Source organism: Ruegeria sp. BI11 (assembly GCF_056538005.1).
On record NZ_JBQFSM010000022.1, the window covers coordinates 1 to 22,995 of the forward strand.

Here is a 22,995-nt window from a genome sequence, read left to right on the forward strand (position 1 = left end):
ACTGCGAAGAGGACCACATCCTTCGGATATTGTGCGCCTTTGAAGGAAATCATGAACTGACTTTCGACTGATTTTACCGAAAGTCATTCACCCGCAGCATCTGACGTCGTCAACATCCAAAAGTTTGCAACAGATCCCTAAGATACTCACCGGGCGCATGTAATTTTACTGCCACGCAACCCCCTACCCGGTTTACACGCAAAAAAGAACCTTTTTGCTCGTTACTTTTGGCGCACTCTCAATTTGCTATTATACCCGATAAGTTTCCCTTATCATGTTTTATTGATTTCCTGTGAATTTCGGCGCAGAATTGGCCCATGACAGCCCCGGCCCCCTATCTTCCCGCGCCCTCCCCGGCCCTGTCCCGGGCCGACCACGCGGCGCTCACCGATCTCTATATCCGCGGCACGCCCGCCAATACGCTGCGCGCCTATGAGCGCGACCTGGTCTATGTGACCGCGTGGAAGGCTGCGCGGTTCGGCACCGCATTGGACTGGCCCGAGACCGAGGCCACCGCGCTGTCCTTCCTTCTCGATCATGCCCGCGATCTGAACGACGCGGCACCGGACGACCATGCCCGCCTGACCGCAGAGGCGCTGATCGCCCAAGGCCTGCGCAAATCGCTGGCCTGCCCGGCGCCATCGACCCTGGACCGGCGCATCGCGTCCTGGCTGGCGTTTCATCGAATGAAGAACCTCCCCTCCCCTTTTGACGCGCCGCAGGTGAAACAGGCCCGCGCCAAGGCGCGCCGCGCTGCCGCCCGGCCCCCGGCCCCGAAGTCGCAGCACCCGATCACCCGTGATGTGCTGGAACAGCTGCTGGCCACCTGTCGGGGGTCCCGCCGCGATTGCCGCGACCGGGCCATCCTGATGCTGGGCTGGGCCAGCGGTGGCCGCCGCCGGTCTGAGATCACCGGGCTGATGCGCGATGATGTCTCGCTGAAAGAGTTTGATGCTAAGGGGGTGGTTTGGATTTCTCTGCTTGAGACCAAGACCACCACCAAGGGCGAGACGCCACGGCTGGTGCTCAAGGGCCGCGCCGCACAGGCGCTGATGCATTGGATCGAGGTCGGACGGATTGAAGACGGGCCCTTGTTCCGGCCAACCTCCAAGGCCGACCGGGTGTTGAAACGACGCCTCAGCCCGGATGCGATCTATCAGATAGTCAAACACAGGCTGGTTCTGGCGAGCCTGCCAGAGGGCTTCGCCTCGCCCCATGGGCTGCGCTCCGGCTTTCTGACCCAGGCCGCGCTGGATGGTGCCCCGATCCAGGCCGCCATGCGCCTCTCCCTGCACCGCTCGATGGCCCAGGCGCAGAAGTACTATGATGACGTCGATATTGCGGAGAACCCGGCGACTGATCTATTGGGGTGAGCACATACTGACTACTTAAAGAATTCTCAGCTTGAGGGAAACTCCGGCTGCTGTGCCTATGTCTTGTTTCCTGTCGCATCCGTTAACGTGGCCAGCGCGGAAACATGTCGCGGCAGGTCGCAGCGGGAATGCAAGATATCAACAATGATCACCGCGTCCGGCTGATCCAGGTAGACTAGGAAGTGCTCTCCTGCCCGTACATATCTGAGATCAGCTGCCTCCTCTACCAATATAGAACAGCTGCGGCTGGCCGCCCTGCCCTCCGTGATGGCCTGACAGCGCGCTATCAGTTCTTGTTCATAAAGATCAGCTTGATGCGGTCCAAACTTGTCGATTGTCCACCGGGCAATTTCCATCAGGCTGGCTTCAGCACGGCGTGTCAGTCGAAAGGGTCTGGTCACGCTTTGGTTCGTGCCCTTGCAAAGGCACGACGGATCGCATCTGGACCGCTGCCTTCTGCCAGATCTCCCGCCTGAGCCTGGGCTACGCCCGCCTGCAGGCCTTGTCTGAGAGACACCAGTCCCGCCTCTTCCCGCTCCAGAAGACGAAGACCGGCGCGCAACGCTTCACTGGCGTTCTGATAGCGACCGGACGCAACCAGGTCCTGCACCAGTTGATCCTGCGTTTCTGTAAGTACGACATTGCGGGTTACCATGGCTTAAGCCTCCTGATTGGCAATATATGCCAACGAAGGTACTTGTTCAACAGTTGAGGATTCCACACCCGGCAATCTAATTAAGCAGGTCTTTTGGCTCACCGGGGCCTCACAAATTGGTCTCTCCTGGTCAGAGTAATGGAGAAAAAAACCTGACTTTCTGTATCAAGCAAGAAGCCTCATGTAACTAGGCTCGCCCTCGCTCAGTACCCTATTCGCCGCAAAGAGAAGTGATCAGTCTACAAACCGTGACATGACGCCAAATGAACGTGAATAGCCCGGATCGAGTCTGTGGACTCCTATCGATCCAATGACGGGAGACAATTGCGCCACAATCCGCGCTCAATGTGAATCACGCCAATTTGTCCTGCGGTCAAGCCGAAACCATCGAATTGAAGGTGTCGTGTCTGAATATCCAAAATGTCTTGAAGGTGGGCAATAACAGAGATGTTTCACTTGGGAATACGGCAACGTTGAGTCTCCATGACGTCAATGACCGGAATAGCTTGAAGGCCGGCCTGAGAAAGCAGATAGGTGCCCACCGCCATAGCTGGGTTAACCATCGCCCTTCCGCATTCGCACAGACCAAACGCGGGGCCGGCCTCCCTACCCGAAATCCACCCGTCAAACACCCGCTATATTCTAGAACAGCAGCTGGTCACCTGCCACGGGTCGCGCCGGGATTGCGTCGATCAGAGCGCTGATGATGATGGGCTGGGCCTCTAACGGTCGTCGGCCGTCCGAGATCACCGGGCTGATGCGCGAGGATAACTCCCTGAAGGAGTTCGACAAGACGGGCCCGGTCTGGATCTCGCTGCTGGAGACCAAGACGACCCAAAAGTGCGAGGCCCTACGGCTGGGACTCAAGAGCCGCCTCGCAGGCGCTGACGCACTGGATCGAGGTGCGACAGATTACCAAGGATCCTCTCTTTCACCCGATCTCAAAGGCAGACAATAATATCAATTGCCGTCTCGGCCCAGATGAGATCTATCAGATTGTCAAACATCGGCTGAAATTCGTGGGCCGCCCGTGGACATAGTCTCACCTCATGGACTGCGCTCCGGCCTGACAGGAGCTTTCTCAAAGTACGTACCCTCTGGCCCGACAGTCTCGGGTATGCCAAACAAACCACTAGAAAAAATGGAAAGGTCACCAGTTTGACTTCGGCAATGCGCGCAAGCCAAGCTCACTTCCACAATACAGTTGCTCAATTGTCTGCGCTCTGCTTGGTGAAATTTGCCACCAATTCATCGACTTTTGAACCTGTCACGGATAAAAAGTTCTCCGACAGCCGAAGCTCAGAGCCCGGTATCGGTGGTAGACGTTCGGATCAGGCAAATCCAAAAGACAGGTTAAGTGTTAGTATTTGAAACGGTGTCTTCGTGAACAGTTGCCAAAAACTTGCCAATTGGCAATTCTTCCAACTTGGTCAACTTTGGTTGGAAATTGCCAATTGGCAATTTCCGGAGTCATCGGGCAAAATCAATCATTTTTTGAAGCAAAGTGACTATGCATAAATGCTGTAAAAGCCTCATGCAAATCGTCCTGACTGACGTCCGCTGGGAACTCTAACACGATCTTTTTGCCTTTGTGCATACAAGTCACCGCAGGCTTTTCGGGCGAGGATTGGAAAATCATCGGATTGACTTTTTTAGGGACCGGGGGCTTCAAAGCAGCCTTAAACACATTCATCACCTGAACCCCATCGCGGCTGACCCCATCTGCAGCCATCTGCTTTGCCGTTGCCAAAAGTTTCTCACGATCTTCGTGCCGGCCCAGAAATGGCTTTAAGGTCCGGGCATGCAATTCCTTGATCTCTCGGATGGATGGGAAGGCCGCAACGACTTCATCCGGCAGTTTGGCCAATTGCAGATAACGTGAGAGCCAGGCTTCACTGACCTCCAGCCTTGCTGCCATCGCCTTTTGCTTTCCTCCGTAATAGCGCGACACTGCGTCGGCATAATCGCGAGCACGCTCGTAGTCAGAGATATCTTCCCGATCCCGGTTTTCGATATCACCAAGCCGGAAAGCTTCCTCATCAGTCAGCTCGCGTAAATCTACCAGATAGCGAAACTGAGGATAGTTATTGGTGCGCAGCCAGTTAATCGCAAAATGCCGCCGCGCTCCGCAGATCACCTCATACGGTTGATCCTGATCGCCCGTCTTGCGTACAATGGCTGGAAATTCCTGTCGACCCTGACTGCGGATCCCGTCGATCAGATCCCGGCAATTGTCTTCATTTAGTAACTCATATGCCCGGTTATGTCGTTTCCACATGCGGCACTCTTCGGGATCGACCCATCTCAGGGACTTCTCCTCAACATCCCCTGACGCCCGCTCGGCCACCCTGTTCGAACGATTGAGAAATCGAGCACCAGCACGTTCTGCCTTGGGGGCAGGGCTGCTATCCAACCCACTTAGAACATCATCAAAAATCGCGTCGTGTTTCTTGCTCATAGCACGCCCTCCTTACGTAATGCGGCATGGTGGCTTGGCCACGTTTTTCGCATTAGAACCTCGACCTCGCGTCCCACCGCGTCCAGATAGGCCCGGCAGCGTTTATGGGTTTCCGTCCTCGCCGCAGGGCCCGTGATCTCGTACACGGTGCCTAGGTTCGCTGTGGCATTGTCGATCTCGGCACTGTCTTTTAGAACACTTGCCAACATGTCCTGTGGAAACACGGCGTCCATCATTCGCTTGATTGCTACGTGGGCAGACTTGTTGTCATTCATCTTGGTGGCAAGAATCTTGACGAAAGAATAGTCACGGGCACCGCCATGTTGAGCGAGTTCACTCAAGGTGGCGCCCATCATCTTGAGAAAATGGGCAGTGGATCCGAAGTCGATATTGTTCGGTGGAGCGGGGATCACCATCGCGTTTGCTGCCCGGAGCACAGAAAGGGAGATCATCCCCAGCGCAGGTGGCGGATCCAGAAGAATAACATCGAACTGATCTGCAATAGTGTTAATCCCATCGCGCAAACGATCCAATACGAAAACCTGATCCCTGGCCATCCGTGCCGCGAACTCATACTCAGCGTCGTAGAGACCGAGGTTCGCAGGGATCAGCGCGATTCCAGGCCAATAAGTAGCGCGGAGTGCATAATGAAGCGTCTGCGGACCGCCATGCTGGAAGAACGGGTAGAGTGTATCTTCGGTCTCATCCACGTCGATGTCCGGGTTAAGGCCAAAGATCGAAGTCGTTGAAGCCTGGCTATCGCAATCAATGACGCAAACTCTATAACCCTTGAGCGCAAGAAATTGAGCAAGATGGGTCGTTACCGTTGATTTTCCAACGCCACCTTTGAATGATTGAACTGATAGAACCAGCGTAGGATCATCTATCGCGCGATAGGGCAGGGTACCGAACACTTCCCTCATCCGATTTATGTCAGACAGGGAGTATCCGGTTCTTCTTCCCGTGACAGAATCTTTTTCTGGCTCGGGTAAGCGGCCATCCGCCTCGGCATCGCGGATCAGTTTCTCAGACCGGCCCACCATCTCAGCTGCAGAGCGGACATTGAAGTTGAGGTTTAACGTTTTTTCGGAGTCTGGGGAGAATACCCGGTCACGCAATCGCCCCATCACGGTGCTTGCACGATCAGAAAGTTGCTCAATCTCGTCCAGCCCAACAGGGGGCAAGGGGGAGGTGTTCATGGTTTTTGTCCTGTAGAAGTCTGCCTTCTAAGAATCATGCCCGGTTTGGCGATTGGGCTCAAGTGCGGTATTTGAGGCTGATTGCCAAAAAAATGGGAAATACAGGGGGAGACACTGTAGGAACGGAAATCTGAGCCATACGCTTCGAGTTGGCGATGCTATACTAGCGTAGAATGGGCGAAACGATTTAGATTTATGTTTGACAGTCCCACTAGATGCCAATCCCCCTAAAATCCAAATATAAAAAACCAATCTTGTTCAAGATTCATAGATTCAAGTGTTCATACAGTTATTCTCCAACTATATCAGTATCTTGTGCCGTACTTCGCTTACATATTGGGCGCAAACTCTTACAGATCGGGGTGGTTGGCCTTACGGATAGGGTGCTTAAAGCTTACATTTAGGGACGGGCATAAAACCTACTTTTAGGGATGGCTGAGGCGACTAGAAAAACCCTTGTTTTATTGGTGTTTGCGAGAACCCCCCCGAATCGCTTGAGACACGGTGCTGATTCGAAAAATTACAGATTGGGTGCTGGACCACGGCAGGGGCAATGATTATGCTTACATCATACGCCATACAAAAGTAATAATTAGGTGTTGGGCAGAACATGTCAAAAAAACCATATCGCACGTTAGACGCACGGCCAAATTCAGAGAGCCTGATAAAGCCAGGTGAATTGGTAGACGTGATTGAAGTCACGCCGCTGACGCTGAATGATCGGCGGATCTACAATCAGCTGTTGGAAAACGCTTGGGACGCGATCGACAAGCCAGTTAGCCATGTAATCCAGAAATCCATGCTGCGTGGGTCGCATAACTCGAACGACAGGGTAGGGGAGTCGATAGAACGGCTGATGTCGGCCATCGTAAAAGTGGAAGTAGTCTGGGATGGTGAGCCCGCGGTCGAGCGGGTACAGTTGCTGGGTGGTAATGTGGAGACTTTGCGCAGCGACGGTCTAATTGAATACGAGATTCCGGCGCGGTTGCGCAAAATTATTTCTAATTCGACAGTATTTGCCCGGTTGCAGCGCGAGATTATGTTTGCGCTGAGTTCGAAATACGCGCTGACTCTTTATGAGATTGTGCAGAAACGCGGCAATCTGCGCTGGCGCGCGTCCGAGAAATTTTCTGTCGACGATCTACGCGGTATTCTAGGCGTGCCCAAGGGTAAGCTGACTAATTGGAGTAACTTGAAGCTCCGTGCGATCGAGCCAGCAATGGCTGAGGTCAACGCGTTATCGGACTACATGGTAGCTATCGATCCGATTAAGACTGGACGGCGCGTAACGCATGTCGAATTGCGCTGGTGGAAGAAGGACGGAGAAGGGCAGGGAGCTGCGGAACGCGCGCTGAAGTTCTCATCCGTCGGGCGCAAGACTAAGGCGCAAGGGCAAGAAGAGCAGATGCAAACGCCAGTTGCCCCCCCCATCAAGCCGCGCCCTGCTTGGCTGGAAAAGAGTGGTGATGCCTTAAAGACCGAAACTTACGAAACCGCACGCCTGCGCCATCCAGGATATGATATCTATTATATTGAAGGCCAATGGCGTGAATGGTCAGCGAGAATGGAACCACCCAAAGACCCCGACCGTGCATTTCTCGCGTATTTCCGGAAATACGCGGAAGCTAATCCGATCTGAGTCTCTTTTGGTTGGAAGATAAGGGCAGAGTCCGCCATCATCGTTCGGAAAGGGTCTTATTTCTGTAGCTGCTGCAGACAACAAATGTTGGCAGACCAGAATGCTGAGCTCAATATCCTGTGTTGGAGCACAGCGGTTATTACAATGCAAGAAGGGCATCGGTTTTCCGTTGAAGCAAGGGGGCCCGATATTTGAGAAAACTCCATCCTTAAGGTAAATGCCGATCTTAATGTCCCACCCGGATTAGAAGTGATTTGTCTACGCAAGAACTACTTCACTGATTGTCTGATGCTTGGCTCAAATGCCGTCGAGAACTCTTGCCAGAGAGACAAAGTTGTTTCCAAGAATGTGCCGAACGGATGTACGTGACCACCAAAGGCTTGTCAGAAGACTACCTCTGATCTGGTACGAAGGGCGGAAAGCAGACATTAGCTGCACAACCGATGCGTAGAAGTTGTTGCTTCAAAGCGGTCTTTGGGAAAAGTACTCTCCGGTATAACTCATTAGGAAAAAGGTTCAGCGACATCTCGACGCTGATTTGGATATTTTGGAGAAGTCTCTACAGCAAGAAACCATCACCTTAACGCCGGACGAATTGGGCGACGTCGGCGAAGCGCTATTTAGGAGCATAGCGACTACAGCACGGCTGATCGCCAATCCTAGCAATATCGACAAGAAAGGCTGGGACTTTTTTGTCCAACCTGGCGGGCAAAGCGCGGCTTCGAGCGAAACACTGGATAAACGCTTGGAGTGGTCTTGCCATGTGCAACTGAAAGCAACGGCGGAGAAGAAACCAACATCTGTCCGCGCTAAGTTGTCGACATTTGAAACCTTTGCGAAGCTGCCGGGTCCATCTCTACTTATCGTCTTTGCACTGCATCCCGATGGTCGTCCCAAAAAGGGTTTTATTGTCCATATCATTGGCGATCAGTTGCGGCGTGTGCTGCTGAGATTGCGGCAGGCGGAAGTTAAAGCTGATGCGGACCTTACAAAGGAAACGCTGTCCTTTGACTACGCCTCGAAAGGCACAGCCTTTGAGCTAACGCCTGAGGGTCTGCGCGCGGCGTTGGACGGGGCAATAGGTCATGACTACGGGGCTTACGTGAGGGAAAAGCAGCGGCAGTTGGAAGAACTCGGCTACGAGGAAGCCGAGTTGGTGGGTCACGCCGTCTTTCGCATTGAGCGCAACGACCAATTGGCGCGCGTGGCATTGGGATTGGAACCCCTCAAGGCCAGCGAGATGCGGGTCTTTGATGCGCGGTTTGGAATTCCTGTTCCCTATACCGGGTCCTTATTCGACGATCTTGAAGACGTTTATGTGACGCCACCAGAGATGGGGACATGTCGCGTTGCCATGAAAGCCGGCGATCCGTTTGAGCCCGCCGCGATCTTCGACGTAAAGCTGCACCTTGCATCGCCAGAGTTAGGAGGCCCGCACGCGCTTCTGAAGCATAACGACTTCGCAATAACTTTCGACGAGAGAGGGCTGCAATTCGAGACAGAGAACGTGTTTGGTGAAGCCAGACGTAGCCTCAGCGCTTGGTGCAATCTCCTACGCGGCTTGGCTCACCTCGCAGATGGGAAAGGTAGTTTGGCGATAACACTCGGTCCGGGTAAGACATCTCACTTTCCTGTCGCAGGGGCTCTCAACGGACCCTCGCCTGAAGATTTGCCAAGGCTCCGTGATTTTCTCGAGGGATGGCAGCGCCTTGTCGCGCTTGCCGGAAGTGGTGCATCGGACACCTTTTCTATCGATGAAGCAAAGGCATGCTTGACGGCGCAGATGGCTGTTGGACTTGCTCTAGACCCTGATCCGCCAGGCTATATGGAATTCGATATTGCAAGTGAGGATCAACAGGACGAACTTAAAGCCCTTTACTTTGATAGCTGCTCGTTTGCGGGAGCTGAGATTTCGTTCTGTGTCCGGGTTGTTCTTAAACGCGTGGTCAAGGATGAGGCAAAATTTCGGTCTGCGAAGTTTGAGCTTGTCGATGTCCGCCCCCGGGAACCGGATCTCAAACAGTATGGCAGGGATCGTGCGGATGCTGAAGGGATTCACATCCTGCTCGACCCGGATCTGATTGAGAAGATCTAATCTCACAACACGCGGCCGATAGGACGCAGCACCGCACTCTTGCCGCCCTTTGCTTGACATAGCAAGCATGCTTGATATATTTAGCAAGACGGAGGTGCAGACATGAAAGAACTTGGCATCGAGCTGACCCGATTGAGAAAAGAGTCCGGCCTAACGCTTCGCCGAGTTGAGGCCGCAATCGGTGTGTCGAATGCCTATCTCAGCCAGCTTGAGAACGGAAAAATCAAGACGCCGTCTCCCAACACGCTCTACAAGCTATCTCTGCTCCTTGGTGGCTCATATGAGGACCTCATGGCAAAGGCGGGTTATCCCGTGCCGCAATCTTCAGTGCGCCAAGTGCCTGAAGCAGTGTCGCGGCTTGCGGCGCGTGTAGGGGAGGTGAGTTCTAGCGAAGCCGACGCATTAGCGGATTATCTGAAGTTCCTTCGGCAACGGAGGGCCGAGTAACAAATGCAATGGTCCTATTCAGCATCGCGTTCCTTCAAGAAATGTCAGGTTCAATGGTTGCTTGGCAACATGGCGGGCCATCACAAGGCAAGCGATCCGATCCGGCGCCGTGCTCTCTTTTTTGGCAAGCTGCTGACTGTGAGCGCCTGGAGAGGCCAACTTGTCGATACTGTTATCTCAGAGCACATTATTCCTTCTCTGGAAGACCCTACAAACGACGATCTTTTGGGGATCGACGGTTCAAAGTCCATCGCTCGGAGGTTGTTCACACAACAACTCGAATACGCGTCAGATCATCGGGCTGCGGTTCTCGATGTGAAAATTGGCGATATCGGAGACCGTTTTGCGCTCCTGATGGAAAATGAGTTTGGAGAGGGGCCTTCACAAGAGGATCTCGACCGAGCCTGGTTTGAGATTGAGACCGCGCTGGAGAACTTTTGGCGTAATGCGGAGATCCAGCAGATCCTGGAAGACGCGATCCAACTGATAACGCAGCCCCGCAAGCTCCATTTCGAACTCATTGATGGCACGAAAGCTGCCGCAATACCCGATCTCATCGCTTTTCACCGATCCAAGCCACCGACAATCATTGATTGGAAGGTGCACTCGGATGTTGGAAACGATGCACGACGTCAACTTGCCGTCTATGCGGTCGCACTGCACAGGAGCAAAAAGCACAGAGATTTTCCTGAAAACTGGCATGCCGCTCCGACCGAGATCGAACTTATAGAGGCACAACTTCTTCTCGATCAGACAAAGCGATATCGCCTGAAGGAGGCCGATGTGGGTGCGACGACGGCATACATGGATGCCAGCGCCTATGAAATGATCTGCCTTACAGAAGGCAAGGACTACCAAGACATTGACATCGGTGATTTTCGATTGGCCCATTCTGGCCTGACCTGTGCCAAGTGCCCATTTCAAACACTTTGCCCGGAGGTTGTTCAATGACGTTGGAAGTATCCCTTTTTCGCGTCCAGGGTCTGGAACATCTGACGGCACGCTATACGCTGTTTTTGATCCGCGGACTGGGCCTTGTCGGTTCGTCAGGTTACCACCAGAAGGTCAACGAGCTGGTCCGCAGACTTTCTTTCATGCGCAAAGCGCCGTTTGATTACCTTCGCCGAGACGGTGAGTATTATCTGGCCGTGCCAGACGGGGTGGGCGAAATTGAAACTACGTATCAAGTTGTTGGTGGGTTCGTTAACTTGAAGAAGTCCAATGATGCGCTGGAGCTCACATTCGATGGCGCACCGGATGAACTTGAAGGCCTTCGCATCCGCTATCTGAACTTCGTATTGCAGCACCCGCTGTACAAGAATGGTGAGCTTTGGCAGCCACGTGCTGGCAAACCATACTTCTTCAAACGACCACACACAGCGGGGAAAGACGTAAACATCTTTGAAGGTGTATCCGTACGTGTTTGTCGGCACCCGGCCGGAGGCTTCGGCATCATTTGTGACGCACAGAGCAAGCTGGTGCGGTCCAAACCAATCGGGGCGAAGCCAACAGAGGCTCTCCTTCAAGATCTGATCGGGCGTAGTTGCCTCTATAAGATGAATGACAGCTGGTACCAATTCCGGATCGACGGCGTTGCTGATGTCACTGTAGGGGATGAGTTCAACTTTGGGGATGCTGGTACAACGACTCTGCACCAGCACCTCGTTCGTGCGGCTGGAAATGCAGCTCCGCAGAGTGTTGTGAATCTCGATCTCGAAGGCGCTGTTCTGACGTATTTTACGTCCTCTGAAGAGCAACGCTTTGCGCCATCCGCCCTTTGCTACCTGATTGAAGAAACGTCCGGGCGCTCCGGGCGACATCTTCAGCGTCAAACAATTTTGGATCCTCAAGATCGCTGGAAGCGCGTGCACAACTTCGTCGCACGCTATCTAAGCAAGGTGGTGATCAATGGCACGGAGATCCGTGTCGCTCCGGAAATGCACAAGTATCAAGGTGCGGTAGTGCCGGTCCCTTCACTTCTCTTTGGTCATGACACCAGGGTTTCCGTCTCTCGAAAAGGGTCACGGTTTGCGACACTGAAAGGATTTTCGAAAGAGCGCAAAATCGCGATGCTGGACAAAAAGCGTGGCTTCTACACCCAACGCGCGTTGCCTCCACAGGGATTTTTGGTTCCACAGTCTGTTTGGAGCAGTTTTGGCCCCGCCTTCCTGGCCGATCTCAAGAAGATCATGGATAGGCTTTATCCTTTGGGGAACTATGACCCCAAGGTTGTCACCTATGACGACAAATCTTTCGGTAAAGCGCTTGATGGGCAATGGAAAGGTCTCTCTGCAGCCATGCAAGCAGACTCGTTTGACGAGGACAATGTCGACAACTTGTTGGTTATGTTGAACCGTGTCCCTGGACCTCAAAGGCGGCAAGATGAACTTGCGGCGATGGTCAGCAACGAGTTTTTCTTACGCTTCGATAAGCGGGTACAAGTGATGCACTCTGACACGCCGAAGCGAGGTTATGTTCGGGTAACAGAACAGGGCCATGCTCGCTACGAGCAGAGAAACAACCAGAGGATAGCCATGGACGGTTATCTCAAGGGCGTTGCCTTGAACAAGATTTGCCTCGGGAATGGTCGGTGGCCATTTGTATTGGATACACCCTTATCAGCTGATCTGATTATCGGCATGGACGTCAAAAATCACATGTCTGTCTTTACGCTTGTGGGAGAGGGTGGTCGCACGGTGCGCGTCAGGCGTGACAAGTCCAAACAGAAAGAGAAGCTCAAAACAGAGCAAGTGAAGCACGCCATTCTCGCTGTATTACGCGACGAGCTAAAGCACCTCGAGCGCCCGGTACGTAAAGTGGCTGTTCACCGCGACGGGCGATCATGGCAGGAAGAGATTTCTGGTATTGAGGCTGCCTTCAATGAGATCGCTGGCGAAGGCGCAGTTGCTTCAGATGTCGAGGTGAACGTTTTTGAAATATTGAAGTCGTCACCCGCACCTTTGCGGATCTTCAGTCGTGGCCGGGCGAACGAAAAGAACCCAGACGGGGTATACAATCCTCTCGTCGGCTCATGGTTCCAGCTTGGTGCAGACGACGCATATCTCTGTACCACCGGGGCTCCATTGCTAGGACAGGGGACCGCAGATCCTCTCCACGTAAAACGTGTTTTTGGACCTATGGCGATTTCAGATGGTGTTGCCGATATCTATGCGCTGAGCTGTTTGACTTGGCCAAAACCAGACGGATGTATGCGAGATCCGATCTCAATTAAAATGTGCGACATCACGCTCTTTGATGAAGCCGCCGCTTATGACATGGATGCCGTGCGCTACGCTGCGCGCGAGGCAGATGAGGCCGTGCTGTGAGTACGGCGAGTGGGTTGCTTGCCGCCTATGGCAGATTAGAGTTTTTCAGCTCCCTCACCGAAAGCGCTCGGCGGTCCAGTGTTTTGACCGGCGAAGAACATAGTGAAGCGCTGATGGAACTTATCCGTTTGCTCGAGCCTCAAGAGCGCGATTCTGCATCATTGGACGCTTTGGAATTTCAAACACTGCTGAGGTCTCGATGCAGTGTCACGAATGAGGAGTTCCAGGCGCTGCGGCTTTCGGCGGCCGATGGCGTTTTCCAGTCTCAAACAGCTGAGGTACTCTCCCGAATCTCGCGCGCGCTCGCGAAAGAACGATCTGATATCGCTGGTCGGATTTCGGGAGGATAGATCCATCGAGCGCGATCACCTTACGGGCTCCATTCATCTTGCCCAAAAACGAGCATTGGCATTGCAGGAAGCGGCCTTGAAATGTCGTCGGGCTGATATGCGTGGCCTCCAGGCAGGGTGTGTTGACAGCCTGAAAGTCATCCATGGGCGTCTTGACTTCCTTTTGGGCGCAATTCCGGTGCTCTGGGACAATGACCCGGCAAGCATTATCGATGACTACCGAGGTTTGATTGAACAACTGGCTATGATTGAGCGCTCGGGAGTTTTTGCGCTTGTTCACTCCTCGGACAACGATCCGTTCTTGAGCCGTTTGGTGCATCAGATTTGTGAAGATGTCGGCTACCTGCTTCAGGTGCCGGTTGTATGCGAAACGTCTCCATCGCATTTCGAGATCGATCAGGGTTTTAATGTGCTTTACGTGCCGCCTCTGGAGGGCCAGTTTCTGCTTCATTTGCCGGATCTGTATCATGAGCTCGGCCACCCACTTCTCTTGGATGAGCATCTTGGCTTGCCAAGTCTGAGATCCCTCAAGACGGAATACACTCTGGCCATATTCGATCGTCTGCAAGCCTTGGAAGAAGCTGTGGTTGAGAACGAGCGGATGCAGAAACCCGAAGCCGAACGGCTAAGGTTGATCGCGTATTCGGACTTTTGGGCCAACCATTGGATGCGAGAGTTCTACTGCGATCTGTTTGCGACCTTCTGCTTGGGACCAGCTTATGCTTGGTCGCACTGCCATCTGTGTTTGAAACTCGCGACGAACCCCTTTGAAACCCCCAGGCTTGAGAAGAGCAAACATCCCTCCGACGCATCTCGCATGTCTGTCATATTGCATGCGCTGACCGTGCTCGGGTTTGTGACTGAGGCAAGACATATTGGAGAGACTTGGGACGGGCAGGTGCGTCTGAGCGGGATGTCCGCCAATATGAGCCACAAGCAATGCTATCCAGACCAAGCTCTGAAGAGCATCGCTCAAGGAGCAATTTTAGCGTTCGAACAAGCAGGGATTCGCCCCGCGCGCCCCGGTAGCATTACGGGGGTAGCGCTGTGTTTGAACCAGGCGTGGGACAGTTTTTGGTCAGATCCCGTTGGTTTCGGGGAGTGGGAAAGTCGTGCGATCGAACACCTTCAAAATGAGCTGTCTGCGAACGCATCTTGACAAAGCGCTATCGAATAACTATAGTTCCTATAGGTTCTCGCAGTCTTCAAGGTCCTATAGGATCACCATGGCAGACAGGAGATTAGGATGAAACTAGACTTTTCAGACCTCCCAGTAGGGGAGAAGGGCCTCTCGTCTGAGCTCGTGGATAAGATCTGGGCACAAATTAGCGGATCTTTGGAGCGTAAAGGCGTTGAGGAGTTTCGGAGAGAGCAAAGAGAAATCGTTGGTCGAGTAAGCCACAATACATCTGGAGCAGTTCTGACGGCCTACGGTAAAGAAGTCGCGATGGTGCTTCCGTTTCAATACTCAAAGGTTGCCTTGGCGCTTGTGCATCTGATGGAGAATGCGCGTGTGAATGCAGCAATGGACGAGGCGGATCGGAATCCAGATCAGACCTTCTATGACTTGGAAGAACTGATCGCGCATCGCGGTTCTTCAGAGGTGCGGTAGGGCTCCGTGAGCACGTCGAGGCGCGTTATTCTGGGAGCAACCGCTCGTAGCGTTTTGAACGGTCTGGATCAGCGGTCGCAGGACGTTCTGATCCAGGCGCTTCGCTCACTTGTGGCAAATCCTGTGCCGCCGGAAGCAATCTCAATCTCCAACGAATTGCCTCGCTACCGCCTACAGGTTGAAGACTTGACGGTCGGTTACGAATTCGACAGTGCGCAAGATGTCGTAGTCGTTAAGGCAATCTTACCAGACTCAAGCCGCCAGACAGATGATGCACTTATGCTCAGTCTCATGCAGCGCCTGATAGGCAGCTAATCTGAAGCCTTTAAAGTGATCTTTCCGGCAGTCCAACGGCGATTAAACTCGTCCACGATAATGATTTCTCGTGTGGCTTTTCCTCCGGAAAGCTTCGCCTCGGGGAAACTGCCAAGAATGCTGACATCCGAGGCGCCCGAGTTCTCAAGTGTGCATGTGGTTTGTACGCCGTCACCAGATCCTGCACCGAACTCTAGAATGGAGGCATCCTTAATCTCAACGCTTACCAGTCGAACTGGTCTTCCCTCGTTTTTCGAAACGGAAATGGGAATGTGGAATCGCCTTTGGCCGGCGTCCGCGAGCTCCGCTGTGAGCGTAACGTGTTTCGCCTCCAAGGCCAACGATAGCTCGGGGCGCGCGGCGTCACCTTCTTGGAGCGCTGGCCAAATCCACCCGCGCCCCACATTGTCAAATGCGATTGTCGCAAGCCCAATGCCTAAGACAAGGATGAAAAATATTGGGTGGACATTCGTGCCGCCCTCAACGCCGGCGCTTAGGACGCCACCTCCAGGCAGAGTCGCTGACGCGTTGAGCGAGATCTCTGTTATAAAACCGGCAAGACCTGTAAGGGTCGCAGCCGTTCCTAGCCCGAAAAGGCGGTATCGCGGGTTCATCATCATGACAACCAGCGTAACAACCAGTAGGAAAGCTATAACTAGCTTCCAAAGACCATTGGGTGCATACAGAAATACCAACAGAAGCGCTGTTGTGCCCACTCCGGCACCTATCGCGATCCAATGCCACTTGTCTGTTTCAACCTGCTGAGACACAGTTCGGGTTCTCTCGCATCGTCCTCAAAAGACACGATAATCAAGTCAATGAATGCTGGCAATTGAGGAAAAACTCAGCCTAATCAACCTCTCAATGCGGTGCTCAAGGCATTAGTGAGCTGGATGTCAGCTCTTTGGAGCCGCAGCGCAGCATTGCGAGAATGTGTCCAAAGTCCGGTTTGGGCCGCCTTTGCCCGGGCGAGTTATTCTTACTCATTCACAGAAGAGCTGCTGGCGTCGTACTGCGCGGTGTAGTCGCGCAGCAAAGGCACACGCCGGGGGCGGAAGCTGCGGCCGTTGGGTGTCGCATCTTCGATCCCGGAGACGCGGAAGTGTCGCCAGTCTTGGCGCAGGCAGCACCAGACCAGCAGCATCAGTGAACCGTCTGCATAGCTGATCCCCAGAGGCCAGACTTCGCGCGGCGTGACCCTCCCTTTCAGGTCGCGGTACCGAACGTCAAGCGCCAGTTCCTCCCAGCAAGCGCGGCGCAGCAGCGCCATGTCCGCCGTGAAAGCTACCGGAGCGGGTGGCGGGCGGAACCTGCGAGGGACCGTGTGTAAGGCTTGCCGGGACTGTTCGTCAGTGAGTGTCGCGATAATCCGGGCAAGGGCCGATTGGCCCGCCATCTCCAGTTCCGCGTCACCGGTCTGGCGCAACTCTCCCATAGCAAGAACGAGCGCCTCAATCTCAAGTCGCGAGAAGCTCTGGGGCGGCAGGGCAGGGTCCTCGGTCAACCGGTAGCCCACGCCGGCCTCGCCGTCGATCAGGGCGCCCCCCGCGCGCAGTGTTGCGATGTCACGGTAAAGCTGACGCTTGGACGCGCCGGTCTCCTCCGCCAATCGCGCGGCCGTTACCGGTGCGGGCAGTCGACGCAGCGCATCCATCAGGCGCATGAGACGGTCGGGTCGGGCCATGCTGCCGGAATATGACAGCAGGGTGCGAGTATGGCTAGGCTCGACGCAATCATAGGACCCTGCTCATGCCGACCCTTTACCACGCCCCGAATTCTCGCTCGACTTCCGTCCTCACCCTGATCGAGGAGATGGGGATCGTTGACCGCATCGACGTGGCCGAGGTCACAGTCTCCCGCCAGGACGGCAGTGGGGGCCCGGACCCGCGCAACCCACATCCCGAGAAGAAAGTGCCCTATCTGGTCGACGGTGATGACTGCCTCCGTGAGCGCGGTGCGATCGTTGCCTTCCTGACAGACCTGTTCCCAGAGACAGGACTGGGCCGTCCCGTCGGGCATCCGCAGCGTGGGGCGTTCCTCAGTTGGTTGTTTTATTACCAAGGTGTGATGGAGCCCGTGCTGGTCCTTGACTGGGCACAAATCGATCATCCCGCACTATACACAACGTTTCGCGATCTCGATGCCATGCTCAATCACCTCTCCGACACGCTGAACGGCCAGCCCTATCTGCTCGGAGAGGATTACTCGGCGGTCGACCTCCTGCTATCGAGCCCGTTCCATTGGCTACCGGAGGCAGCACCGAAGCAACCATCGGTTCGCGCTTGGATAGAACGCTGCGCGGATCGGCCGATTTTGAGGTCGATCACGGAACGAGAGCGCGCAGCCGAGCGGCCCTAGCACAGGGTGGTGAACTTAGGGCCGTGCTCCAGGCACCGGCTTTGGGTTTTGATTAACAAGAAGTCCGGAACATCGAAATATGCCGCTGGCAAGTTATTCAGGGGCATTAAGCACCAAACACGCAGACAGTACTCTTCTGAAGAAAAGATCCGGATTGTCCTGGCCGGGTTGCGGGGCGAAGGGAGTATTGCATCGCTGGGGAAAGTGTTGAATGCCGCTTGTGGGATGAACTACTTTATCCGACTGGTCTAGAGTTCCCGCTCTTGAACAATAAATGCGCATGACTTTGTGTGGTCGACAAAATTGGCCTCGTCTTGCAGCAACTCTGCGCTTAGCTCTTGCATTTCAGTGGTGCCCATCGCCTCCATCAGATCTTCTTCAGAAGAGAACCAGACTTCAGCCACACCGTCAAATTCCGGTTGCATGTTTCTGGACTCTCGCATCGCGTCATTCAGTGGGCTGTCAATTGTATGACTTTGTACGTACCGCTTAGAGCGCATTACAGTCGCGTTCTTTTGAAAAAATGGCCCGTGCTTGTTCAGCCAATAATCCTGAAACTCTTCTCGGCTAATGTCCGAACGGCGGTGCAAACACATGATCAGTTTAATCATCGGGAATATCTCATTTTGATGCTCAGATGCCCTAAGTATGAGCGGAAATTCTGAAAGGTCCAATGGCCAACCACTACGCAGGCATGAAGATAGATTACTACGCTATCCGCGCCGCGGAGGTGGTTGTTAACTGAAATTGTGATATCAAGATTTAACACTACTCTGGAGCGCCAATTGAAGGCAAACCTCAGCGAAAACGCCCTTGAAGCAACCGACTTTCTGAAGGCCATGGCGCATGATGGTCGTCTGCAGATATTGTGTCTGCTTCTCACCGGTGAGAAATCTGTTGGTGAAATTCAGGACATGTTCTCCATGCGCCAGGCCGCAGCCTCGCAGCAACTGTCCCGTCTGCGCCTTTCTGGGTTGATCGATGCAAGACGCGATGGGAAGAACATTTATTACAGGATCGCCGATCAAAGAGTATCAGCGGTCGTTGCCGTGCTGTATGAACTCTTTTGTGATGATGTGGGTGATGCGTGAGAGGTTAGAATGGATAACACATTCATCTTTTTTACCACTGTGCCACGACAACAATTTGATCAGAGGTCCGTCGTATCCAAGCTGCCATCGGCACATTTCCGGTAAAACTACCGTTTCAGCCAGCTGGACCAGTCTCAGTCCTCTTGCCCTAACCGCTCCGCCATCTCAGTAAACCCGCGCAGTTCAGCGTGTTCGAGTGGCGTAGTTCCGTTACGATCGGCAAGCGATCTATCAGCACCAGCTGCCAACAACGCATCCAGCACCGCAAGGTGATCCGGGCCGCCGTCGCCAAGCACAACCGCTTCGATAACTGCTGTCCAGTGCAGATTGTTCACATGGTCCAGAGGCGCGCCAGCGGCAATCAGTCGTCTGACAATCTCGACATGACCGAGATGCGCGGCCGCGATCAGTGCCGTTCCTTCATAAGGGCTGGTCGTTAGGCCCGGATCGTTGCCTAGCTCGATGGCGAGCGTCATCAATTCTGGATCATTTGCGACGGCCGCAATCGTGACCACATCGTAGGCCTGATCTTCGAGTGCATTCATGTCGGCACCAGCTTCAGCCAGTGCACTCAATGCCCCGTTCTCTGAAGCAAAGGCTGCGACATGTGCTGGCGTGCGACCTCGCGAGTCCCGCGCGTTGACGTTTGCCCCCGCCGCCACCAGCTGCCGGATCATTTCTTCATTGCCGGTGTATGCGGCTGCGAAGAGACCGTCGTATTGCGCGACCTCACCAACCGAAGGCGGCGTCTGCGCAGTGCCCACGTTGGCGACGAGACCCATCACGAAGGCAAATAGTAGAAGACGAAACATGTCCAATCCTTATACCTTCATATTGGTCAGGTGGGTGCGAAAATAGTTGCGATAGTAGCGGATGTATTCGATTTCCTTTACCATCCAGGATCAGAATCCTTTCTCGGGAACTGATTTCGCAATGTCATTGGACATAAGGGTTGAATTGCCTGACAATCAGATCATGGAGACGGCAGAAACCACACCTGTCCACCTGATCCACGTGGACACGGACGTCAACATGGCGCGGTTCTATGGAATTGAATTGCAACCGACATTGTTTGGCGAAGTTTCCGTCCTTCGGACCTGGGGACGTATTGGCACAAACGGGCAAGCCATGATGGTGACATACGAAGACGAAGCCCAAGCTAGTGAAGCCCTTCATAACCTCGAAAAGCAAAAGCGCCGTCGAGGGTATGTCCCGGTCGGTGAGTGACTTTGGGTTGCAAACTGTTTCCCTAGCAAATCCCGAGCCTTTCGGCTCGTGACCGGGCTTATCTATTCAAGTGACAGGCTTCCGTTGCAGAGTGGAGCCACCGACCGGCACGGCATTTATGCCGGGCGGTGGCGGGGTCGGATCGGGACCGGGCTGGTCGTTGGGGACCGTCCTAGAGTGTGATCGCCCCGCCAATTCCAAATGGCCTGAACGGATACCAGGGGAGAAAGCCCCGAATGATAAGCAGAGGACGACGGAATATGAGCGAGCAGATTATCGGTGTGGACATATCCAAACAGCATTTCGACACACATGTTTTGCCGGAGGGGAGGTTTAAGAGGTTTCGAAATGACAGCCATGGTCTTCGGAGCTTCCGCAGATGGCTAAGTGGCAGGACCATCAAGTTGATCGTGTTCGAACCAACAGGGCCTTACCATCGGCATTTTGAAAAGAACATGCACAAGAACGGCCTTCCTGTTGCCAAGGTCAATCCGCGATATGCACGACGGTTCGCAGAAGCGACGGGGCGATTGAACAAGACAGATAAGGTTGATGCCGAGATGCTCGCTCGCATGGGCGTGGCGCTCGACCCTAAACCTCAGCAAGCGCGCCCAGAGAACATTGCAGGGTTGATGGAAATATTCGCGGCTCGTCGCGCATTGATGAAAGACCGAACTGTAAATCTGAACCGCCAGAAAAACCTTCAGCATCCTCTTCTGCGCCGCCAATGCGCCGCCCGCATTCGGCAGATTGAAAAGCAAATTGAGGTTATCGAGCGAGAACTGAACAAGGCGATCAAAGCTGACGCAGAGCTTCAACAGCGGTTTGATATACTGACCAGCATCCCAGGCATCTCATCCACGACTGCAATTTCACTGATGGTTGAGATGCCCGAGTTGGGTGAGCTGTCGGCAGCGCAAGCAGCAAGCTTGGCTGGGCTTGCGCCAATGCACCAGGAATCTGGAAACTGGAAAGGCAAATCTCGCATTCGAGGCGGCAGGGCTGTCTTGCGGCAGTCTCTCTATTTACCCGCGGTTGTTGCCACGCGCTTCAACCCAGATCTTCGGCGGGTGTATTTACGCCTAGTTGAATCCGGCAAGCCTACGAAGGTTGCGATCACGGCTGTGATGCGTAAGCTCGTCGTTCTTGCCAATGCGCTTCTCGCGACCGGGCGCAAATGGGAGCCAAGGGCACCGATTGATAACCATTGTTGACCTTCGCAACGCGGCGCACAAATGGGTAGGATGCGCAACGACCCAGACATTCGGTTTTGTCTCTCGAATGTCTGGGTCAGGGTAAGCTGGCGTTACTCGCGCCCAGAGGTGTCCCACCAATGCGATTGCATGAACTGTGGGATTGCCTTCGTCTTGCCACTCAGCCCCTGGATTGCTCCAGCCGTCAGCTCAAGTGCCATCCATGCCTCATGCGCTGTCAGCAGATCCGGGTAAGGCGTCTGTTTGTCTGTTGGGACAAAACCATATCGAGGATAGAAAGTCGGGACGCCCAACACAAACACTGCATCCGTGCCAATGGACTTTAAGTGTTCGATGCTGGTTTCCATTAGCTCCTTACCGACGCCACGGCCTTGATACTCCGGCGACACACCACAAGGTGCAAGCAGGTAGCATTTTGTCTCTGGGTGATCCTCGAAGACAAATGGGGTGAACAGCACGTTGCCTGCGATCCGCCCGTCACGTTTGACACTGATAGAGATCGTGTCTGGATGATCGAGGAAGTCTTTGGCAAGTTGAGCGGTTTCTTCACCTTCTGCTTCGCCAAACGCCAGTCGGTGGACTTCCAAAATGGCGTCTAATTCTGATTGTTTCATAGTTCATTCCTAGCTTTGTTGAATAAGTTCGCGCACCAAATGCCCCCCTAATTCGTGGACTTGTATTCCAGTGCGCGAAGCAGAGTTGCGTTGTCTGGTTTTCAGAACTCGGGTCTAAACTTGCTCGCTTGGATGCCCCCACATGAGCGGCGCAGCATATGGGCCTGTCACGCTGGAAGTGCTTTCTCCGATGCCATCCAAAGCGCCCGGAGTCAGTTCACGCGCAAACCAACACTCAAGCGGAGCCTGTGTCCTTACAGGCGGCAGGACTTTGTGGGGGGTGTTGTATCGGTTCCCATAGTGGAACGGTTCCCCCATCACGAAGATCACATCTGCATCAAGTTGCCGTTCCGCCTCTTCCATCAGGCGCGTGGCATAGCCCTTTCTTTGAAACCCGGGCAACACAGCCAATGGAGCAAGCACAAAGCACTTCAAGTGCGGTGCCTTGTCGATTGTTAGCGGGGTGTAGCAGGCATGCGCGACCCCCTCATAAACGATGGAAAAGCTGCCATTTGCAATCAGATCATCTGCAAAGTCGGCATATAGTTTGGCATGTCGTTCATCGTATAAACCTCCGGCCGCCGCGAAAGCTTCGTATTGGATTTGATGAGGTGTTTTCATAGAAAACTCTCCTTCTTGATTGGACTATCGTTGGTTCATTTGCGCGCGAACGGACTGGTTCCCTAGATGGGTGATCCGATAAGGGCGGCCATTTTTCGATTTGATGAAGCGCTTGTCTTTTAGACGTTTGAACACATCCATCGTGCAGGCAGAGAAGACAAAGCCATCACGTGTATAGCACTCGACGGACTGGACCTTACCATTGTCGGCGCGCGCGTATTTTATCTCGCCACCTAAGGCGAGTTCATGCAAAACACGTTGCTCGTGCTTTGAGATGTTCATTGGGATGTCTCGATTTTATGAAAGTACAGAAACAGGACACCCAGCGTCGCGCGTGAGTGTGCCTATCAATGTTGGTGTTCCTGAATTTGCTTCGCCAGGAACGGGCGTTAGCCCCGGGT

25 protein-coding genes are annotated in these 22,995 nt (G+C 53.9%); 14 read left to right on the forward strand and 11 right to left on the reverse strand.

Annotated features, from left to right (window positions below; translation table 11 throughout):
• Positions 1 to 452: 452 nt before the first annotated feature.
• Entirely contained in the window at positions 453 to 1,373 is a 921-nt protein-coding gene (locus tag ACR0DT_RS24045; RefSeq protein WP_480713199.1) for a tyrosine-type recombinase/integrase, read from the forward strand.
• A 56-nt stretch (positions 1,374 to 1,429) separates the two neighbouring features.
• Here ACR0DT_RS24045 and ACR0DT_RS24050 read toward each other — a convergent pair whose 3' ends face one another.
• Both ACR0DT_RS24050 and ACR0DT_RS24055 read right to left on the reverse strand, forming a co-directional pair.
• Positions 1,430 to 1,774, reverse strand: coding sequence for a type II toxin-antitoxin system RelE/ParE family toxin (locus ACR0DT_RS24050; RefSeq protein WP_480713200.1), 345 nt, complete (start codon positions 1,772 to 1,774; stop codon positions 1,430 to 1,432).
• The gene (locus ACR0DT_RS24055) at positions 1,771 to 2,028 is read right to left on the reverse strand and encodes a type II toxin-antitoxin system ParD family antitoxin (RefSeq protein ID WP_480713201.1); all 258 of its coding nucleotides are present in this window, start codon (positions 2,026 to 2,028) and stop codon (positions 1,771 to 1,773) included. The genes ACR0DT_RS24050 and ACR0DT_RS24055 overlap by 4 nt, the downstream gene beginning before the upstream one ends.
• A 703-nt stretch (positions 2,029 to 2,731) precedes the next feature.
• On the opposite strand from ACR0DT_RS24055, the gene ACR0DT_RS24060 reads away from it, so the two are divergent.
• Positions 2,732 to 2,986, forward strand: coding sequence for a hypothetical protein (locus ACR0DT_RS24060; RefSeq protein WP_480713202.1), 255 nt, complete (start codon positions 2,732 to 2,734; stop codon positions 2,984 to 2,986).
• A gap of 525 nt (positions 2,987 to 3,511) precedes the next feature.
• Here the strand turns inward: ACR0DT_RS24060 and ACR0DT_RS24065 are convergent.
• On the reverse strand, positions 3,512 to 4,486 hold the full coding sequence (locus tag ACR0DT_RS24065; protein WP_480713203.1) for a ParB/RepB/Spo0J family partition protein: 975 nt from the start codon (positions 4,484 to 4,486) through the stop codon (positions 3,512 to 3,514).
• Positions 4,483 to 5,685: an AAA family ATPase gene (locus tag ACR0DT_RS24070; protein WP_480713204.1), complete on the reverse strand. Its 1,203-nt coding sequence runs from the start codon at positions 5,683 to 5,685 to the stop codon at positions 4,483 to 4,485. Before ACR0DT_RS24070 ends, ACR0DT_RS24065 begins: the two co-directional genes overlap by 4 nt.
• A gap of 610 nt (positions 5,686 to 6,295) precedes the next feature.
• Here ACR0DT_RS24070 and ACR0DT_RS24075 point away from each other — a divergent pair.
• From ACR0DT_RS24075 to ACR0DT_RS24110, 8 genes are all read left to right on the forward strand, one after another.
• Entirely contained in the window at positions 6,296 to 7,324 is a 1,029-nt protein-coding gene (locus tag ACR0DT_RS24075) for a RepB family plasmid replication initiator protein (protein WP_480713205.1), read from the forward strand.
• 538 nt (positions 7,325 to 7,862) lie between these two features.
• On the forward strand, positions 7,863 to 9,419 hold the full coding sequence (locus tag ACR0DT_RS24080; RefSeq protein WP_480713206.1) for a hypothetical protein: 1,557 nt from the start codon (positions 7,863 to 7,865) through the stop codon (positions 9,417 to 9,419).
• 102 nt (positions 9,420 to 9,521) lie between these two features.
• Positions 9,522 to 9,866, forward strand: a complete 345-nt coding sequence (locus ACR0DT_RS24085) for a helix-turn-helix domain-containing protein (RefSeq protein ID WP_480713207.1) — start codon at positions 9,522 to 9,524, stop codon at positions 9,864 to 9,866.
• 3 nt (positions 9,867 to 9,869) lie between these two features.
• Entirely contained in the window at positions 9,870 to 10,817 is a 948-nt protein-coding gene (locus tag ACR0DT_RS24090) for a PD-(D/E)XK nuclease family protein (RefSeq protein ID WP_480713208.1), read from the forward strand.
• Positions 10,814 to 13,192, forward strand: coding sequence for an argonaute/piwi family protein (locus tag ACR0DT_RS24095; RefSeq protein WP_480713209.1), 2,379 nt, complete (start codon positions 10,814 to 10,816; stop codon positions 13,190 to 13,192). Before ACR0DT_RS24090 ends, ACR0DT_RS24095 begins: the two co-directional genes overlap by 4 nt.
• Positions 13,193 to 13,441: 249 nt before the next feature.
• Positions 13,442 to 14,701: a hypothetical protein gene (locus ACR0DT_RS24100; RefSeq protein ID WP_480713210.1), complete on the forward strand. Its 1,260-nt coding sequence runs from the start codon at positions 13,442 to 13,444 to the stop codon at positions 14,699 to 14,701.
• An 87-nt stretch (positions 14,702 to 14,788) separates the two neighbouring features.
• Positions 14,789 to 15,154 carry a hypothetical protein gene (locus ACR0DT_RS24105; RefSeq protein ID WP_480713211.1) on the forward strand — a complete coding sequence of 122 codons (366 nt, stop codon included), beginning with the start codon at positions 14,789 to 14,791 and terminating at the stop codon, positions 15,152 to 15,154.
• Positions 15,155 to 15,160: 6 nt separating this feature from the next.
• Positions 15,161 to 15,469 (forward strand): type II toxin-antitoxin system RelE family toxin, encoded by a 309-nt coding sequence (locus tag ACR0DT_RS24110; RefSeq protein WP_480713212.1) that lies wholly within the window; start codon positions 15,161 to 15,163, stop codon positions 15,467 to 15,469.
• On the opposite strand, the gene ACR0DT_RS24115 is transcribed toward ACR0DT_RS24110, so the two are convergent.
• Together ACR0DT_RS24115 and ACR0DT_RS24120 are read right to left on the reverse strand one after the other, a co-directional pair.
• A complete protein-coding gene (locus tag ACR0DT_RS24115; protein ID WP_480713213.1) occupies positions 15,466 to 16,239 on the reverse strand; it encodes a hypothetical protein in 774 nt (257 codons plus the stop codon). The two genes, ACR0DT_RS24110 and ACR0DT_RS24115, sit on opposite strands and share 4 nt — an antisense overlap.
• A 209-nt stretch (positions 16,240 to 16,448) precedes the next feature.
• Entirely contained in the window at positions 16,449 to 17,153 is a 705-nt protein-coding gene (locus ACR0DT_RS24120) for a helix-turn-helix transcriptional regulator (protein WP_480713214.1), read from the reverse strand.
• A 65-nt stretch (positions 17,154 to 17,218) separates the two neighbouring features.
• Here ACR0DT_RS24120 and ACR0DT_RS24125 point away from each other — a divergent pair, with 65 nt between their 5' ends.
• Positions 17,219 to 17,827, forward strand: coding sequence for a glutathione S-transferase family protein (locus ACR0DT_RS24125; RefSeq protein ID WP_480713215.1), 609 nt, complete (start codon positions 17,219 to 17,221; stop codon positions 17,825 to 17,827).
• Positions 17,828 to 18,075: 248 nt separating this feature from the next.
• Here the strand turns inward: ACR0DT_RS24125 and ACR0DT_RS24130 are convergent, their stop codons facing one another.
• The gene (locus ACR0DT_RS24130; RefSeq protein WP_480713216.1) at positions 18,076 to 18,438 is read right to left on the reverse strand and encodes an EthD domain-containing protein; all 363 of its coding nucleotides are present in this window, start codon (positions 18,436 to 18,438) and stop codon (positions 18,076 to 18,078) included.
• Positions 18,439 to 18,612: 174 nt separating this feature from the next.
• On the opposite strand from ACR0DT_RS24130, the gene ACR0DT_RS24135 reads away from it, so the two are divergent.
• Positions 18,613 to 18,918: an ArsR/SmtB family transcription factor gene (locus tag ACR0DT_RS24135; RefSeq protein ID WP_480713217.1), complete on the forward strand. Its 306-nt coding sequence runs from the start codon at positions 18,613 to 18,615 to the stop codon at positions 18,916 to 18,918.
• Positions 18,919 to 19,052: 134 nt separating this feature from the next.
• On the opposite strand, the gene ACR0DT_RS24140 is transcribed toward ACR0DT_RS24135, so the two are convergent.
• Positions 19,053 to 19,730, reverse strand: coding sequence for an ankyrin repeat domain-containing protein (locus ACR0DT_RS24140; RefSeq protein WP_480713218.1), 678 nt, complete (start codon positions 19,728 to 19,730; stop codon positions 19,053 to 19,055).
• A gap of 61 nt (positions 19,731 to 19,791) precedes the next feature.
• On the opposite strand from ACR0DT_RS24140, the gene ACR0DT_RS24145 reads away from it, so the two are divergent.
• Positions 19,792 to 20,145: a WGR domain-containing protein gene (locus tag ACR0DT_RS24145; RefSeq protein WP_480713219.1), complete on the forward strand. Its 354-nt coding sequence runs from the start codon at positions 19,792 to 19,794 to the stop codon at positions 20,143 to 20,145.
• Between the two features lie 260 nt (positions 20,146 to 20,405).
• The gene (locus ACR0DT_RS24150; RefSeq protein ID WP_480713220.1) at positions 20,406 to 21,359 is read left to right on the forward strand and encodes an IS110 family RNA-guided transposase; all 954 of its coding nucleotides are present in this window, start codon (positions 20,406 to 20,408) and stop codon (positions 21,357 to 21,359) included.
• Between the two features lie 92 nt (positions 21,360 to 21,451).
• On the opposite strand, the gene ACR0DT_RS24155 is transcribed toward ACR0DT_RS24150, so the two are convergent.
• The 3 genes from ACR0DT_RS24155 to ACR0DT_RS24165 form a co-directional block, all read right to left on the reverse strand.
• A complete protein-coding gene (locus tag ACR0DT_RS24155) occupies positions 21,452 to 21,973 on the reverse strand; it encodes a GNAT family N-acetyltransferase (RefSeq protein ID WP_480713221.1) in 522 nt (173 codons plus the stop codon).
• A 114-nt stretch (positions 21,974 to 22,087) separates the two neighbouring features.
• Positions 22,088 to 22,594, reverse strand: coding sequence for a GNAT family N-acetyltransferase (locus ACR0DT_RS24160; RefSeq protein WP_480713222.1), 507 nt, complete (start codon positions 22,592 to 22,594; stop codon positions 22,088 to 22,090).
• A gap of 24 nt (positions 22,595 to 22,618) precedes the next feature.
• Entirely contained in the window at positions 22,619 to 22,876 is a 258-nt protein-coding gene (locus tag ACR0DT_RS24165) for a YjhX family toxin (protein ID WP_480713223.1), read from the reverse strand.
• Positions 22,877 to 22,995: the final 119 nt, after the last annotated feature.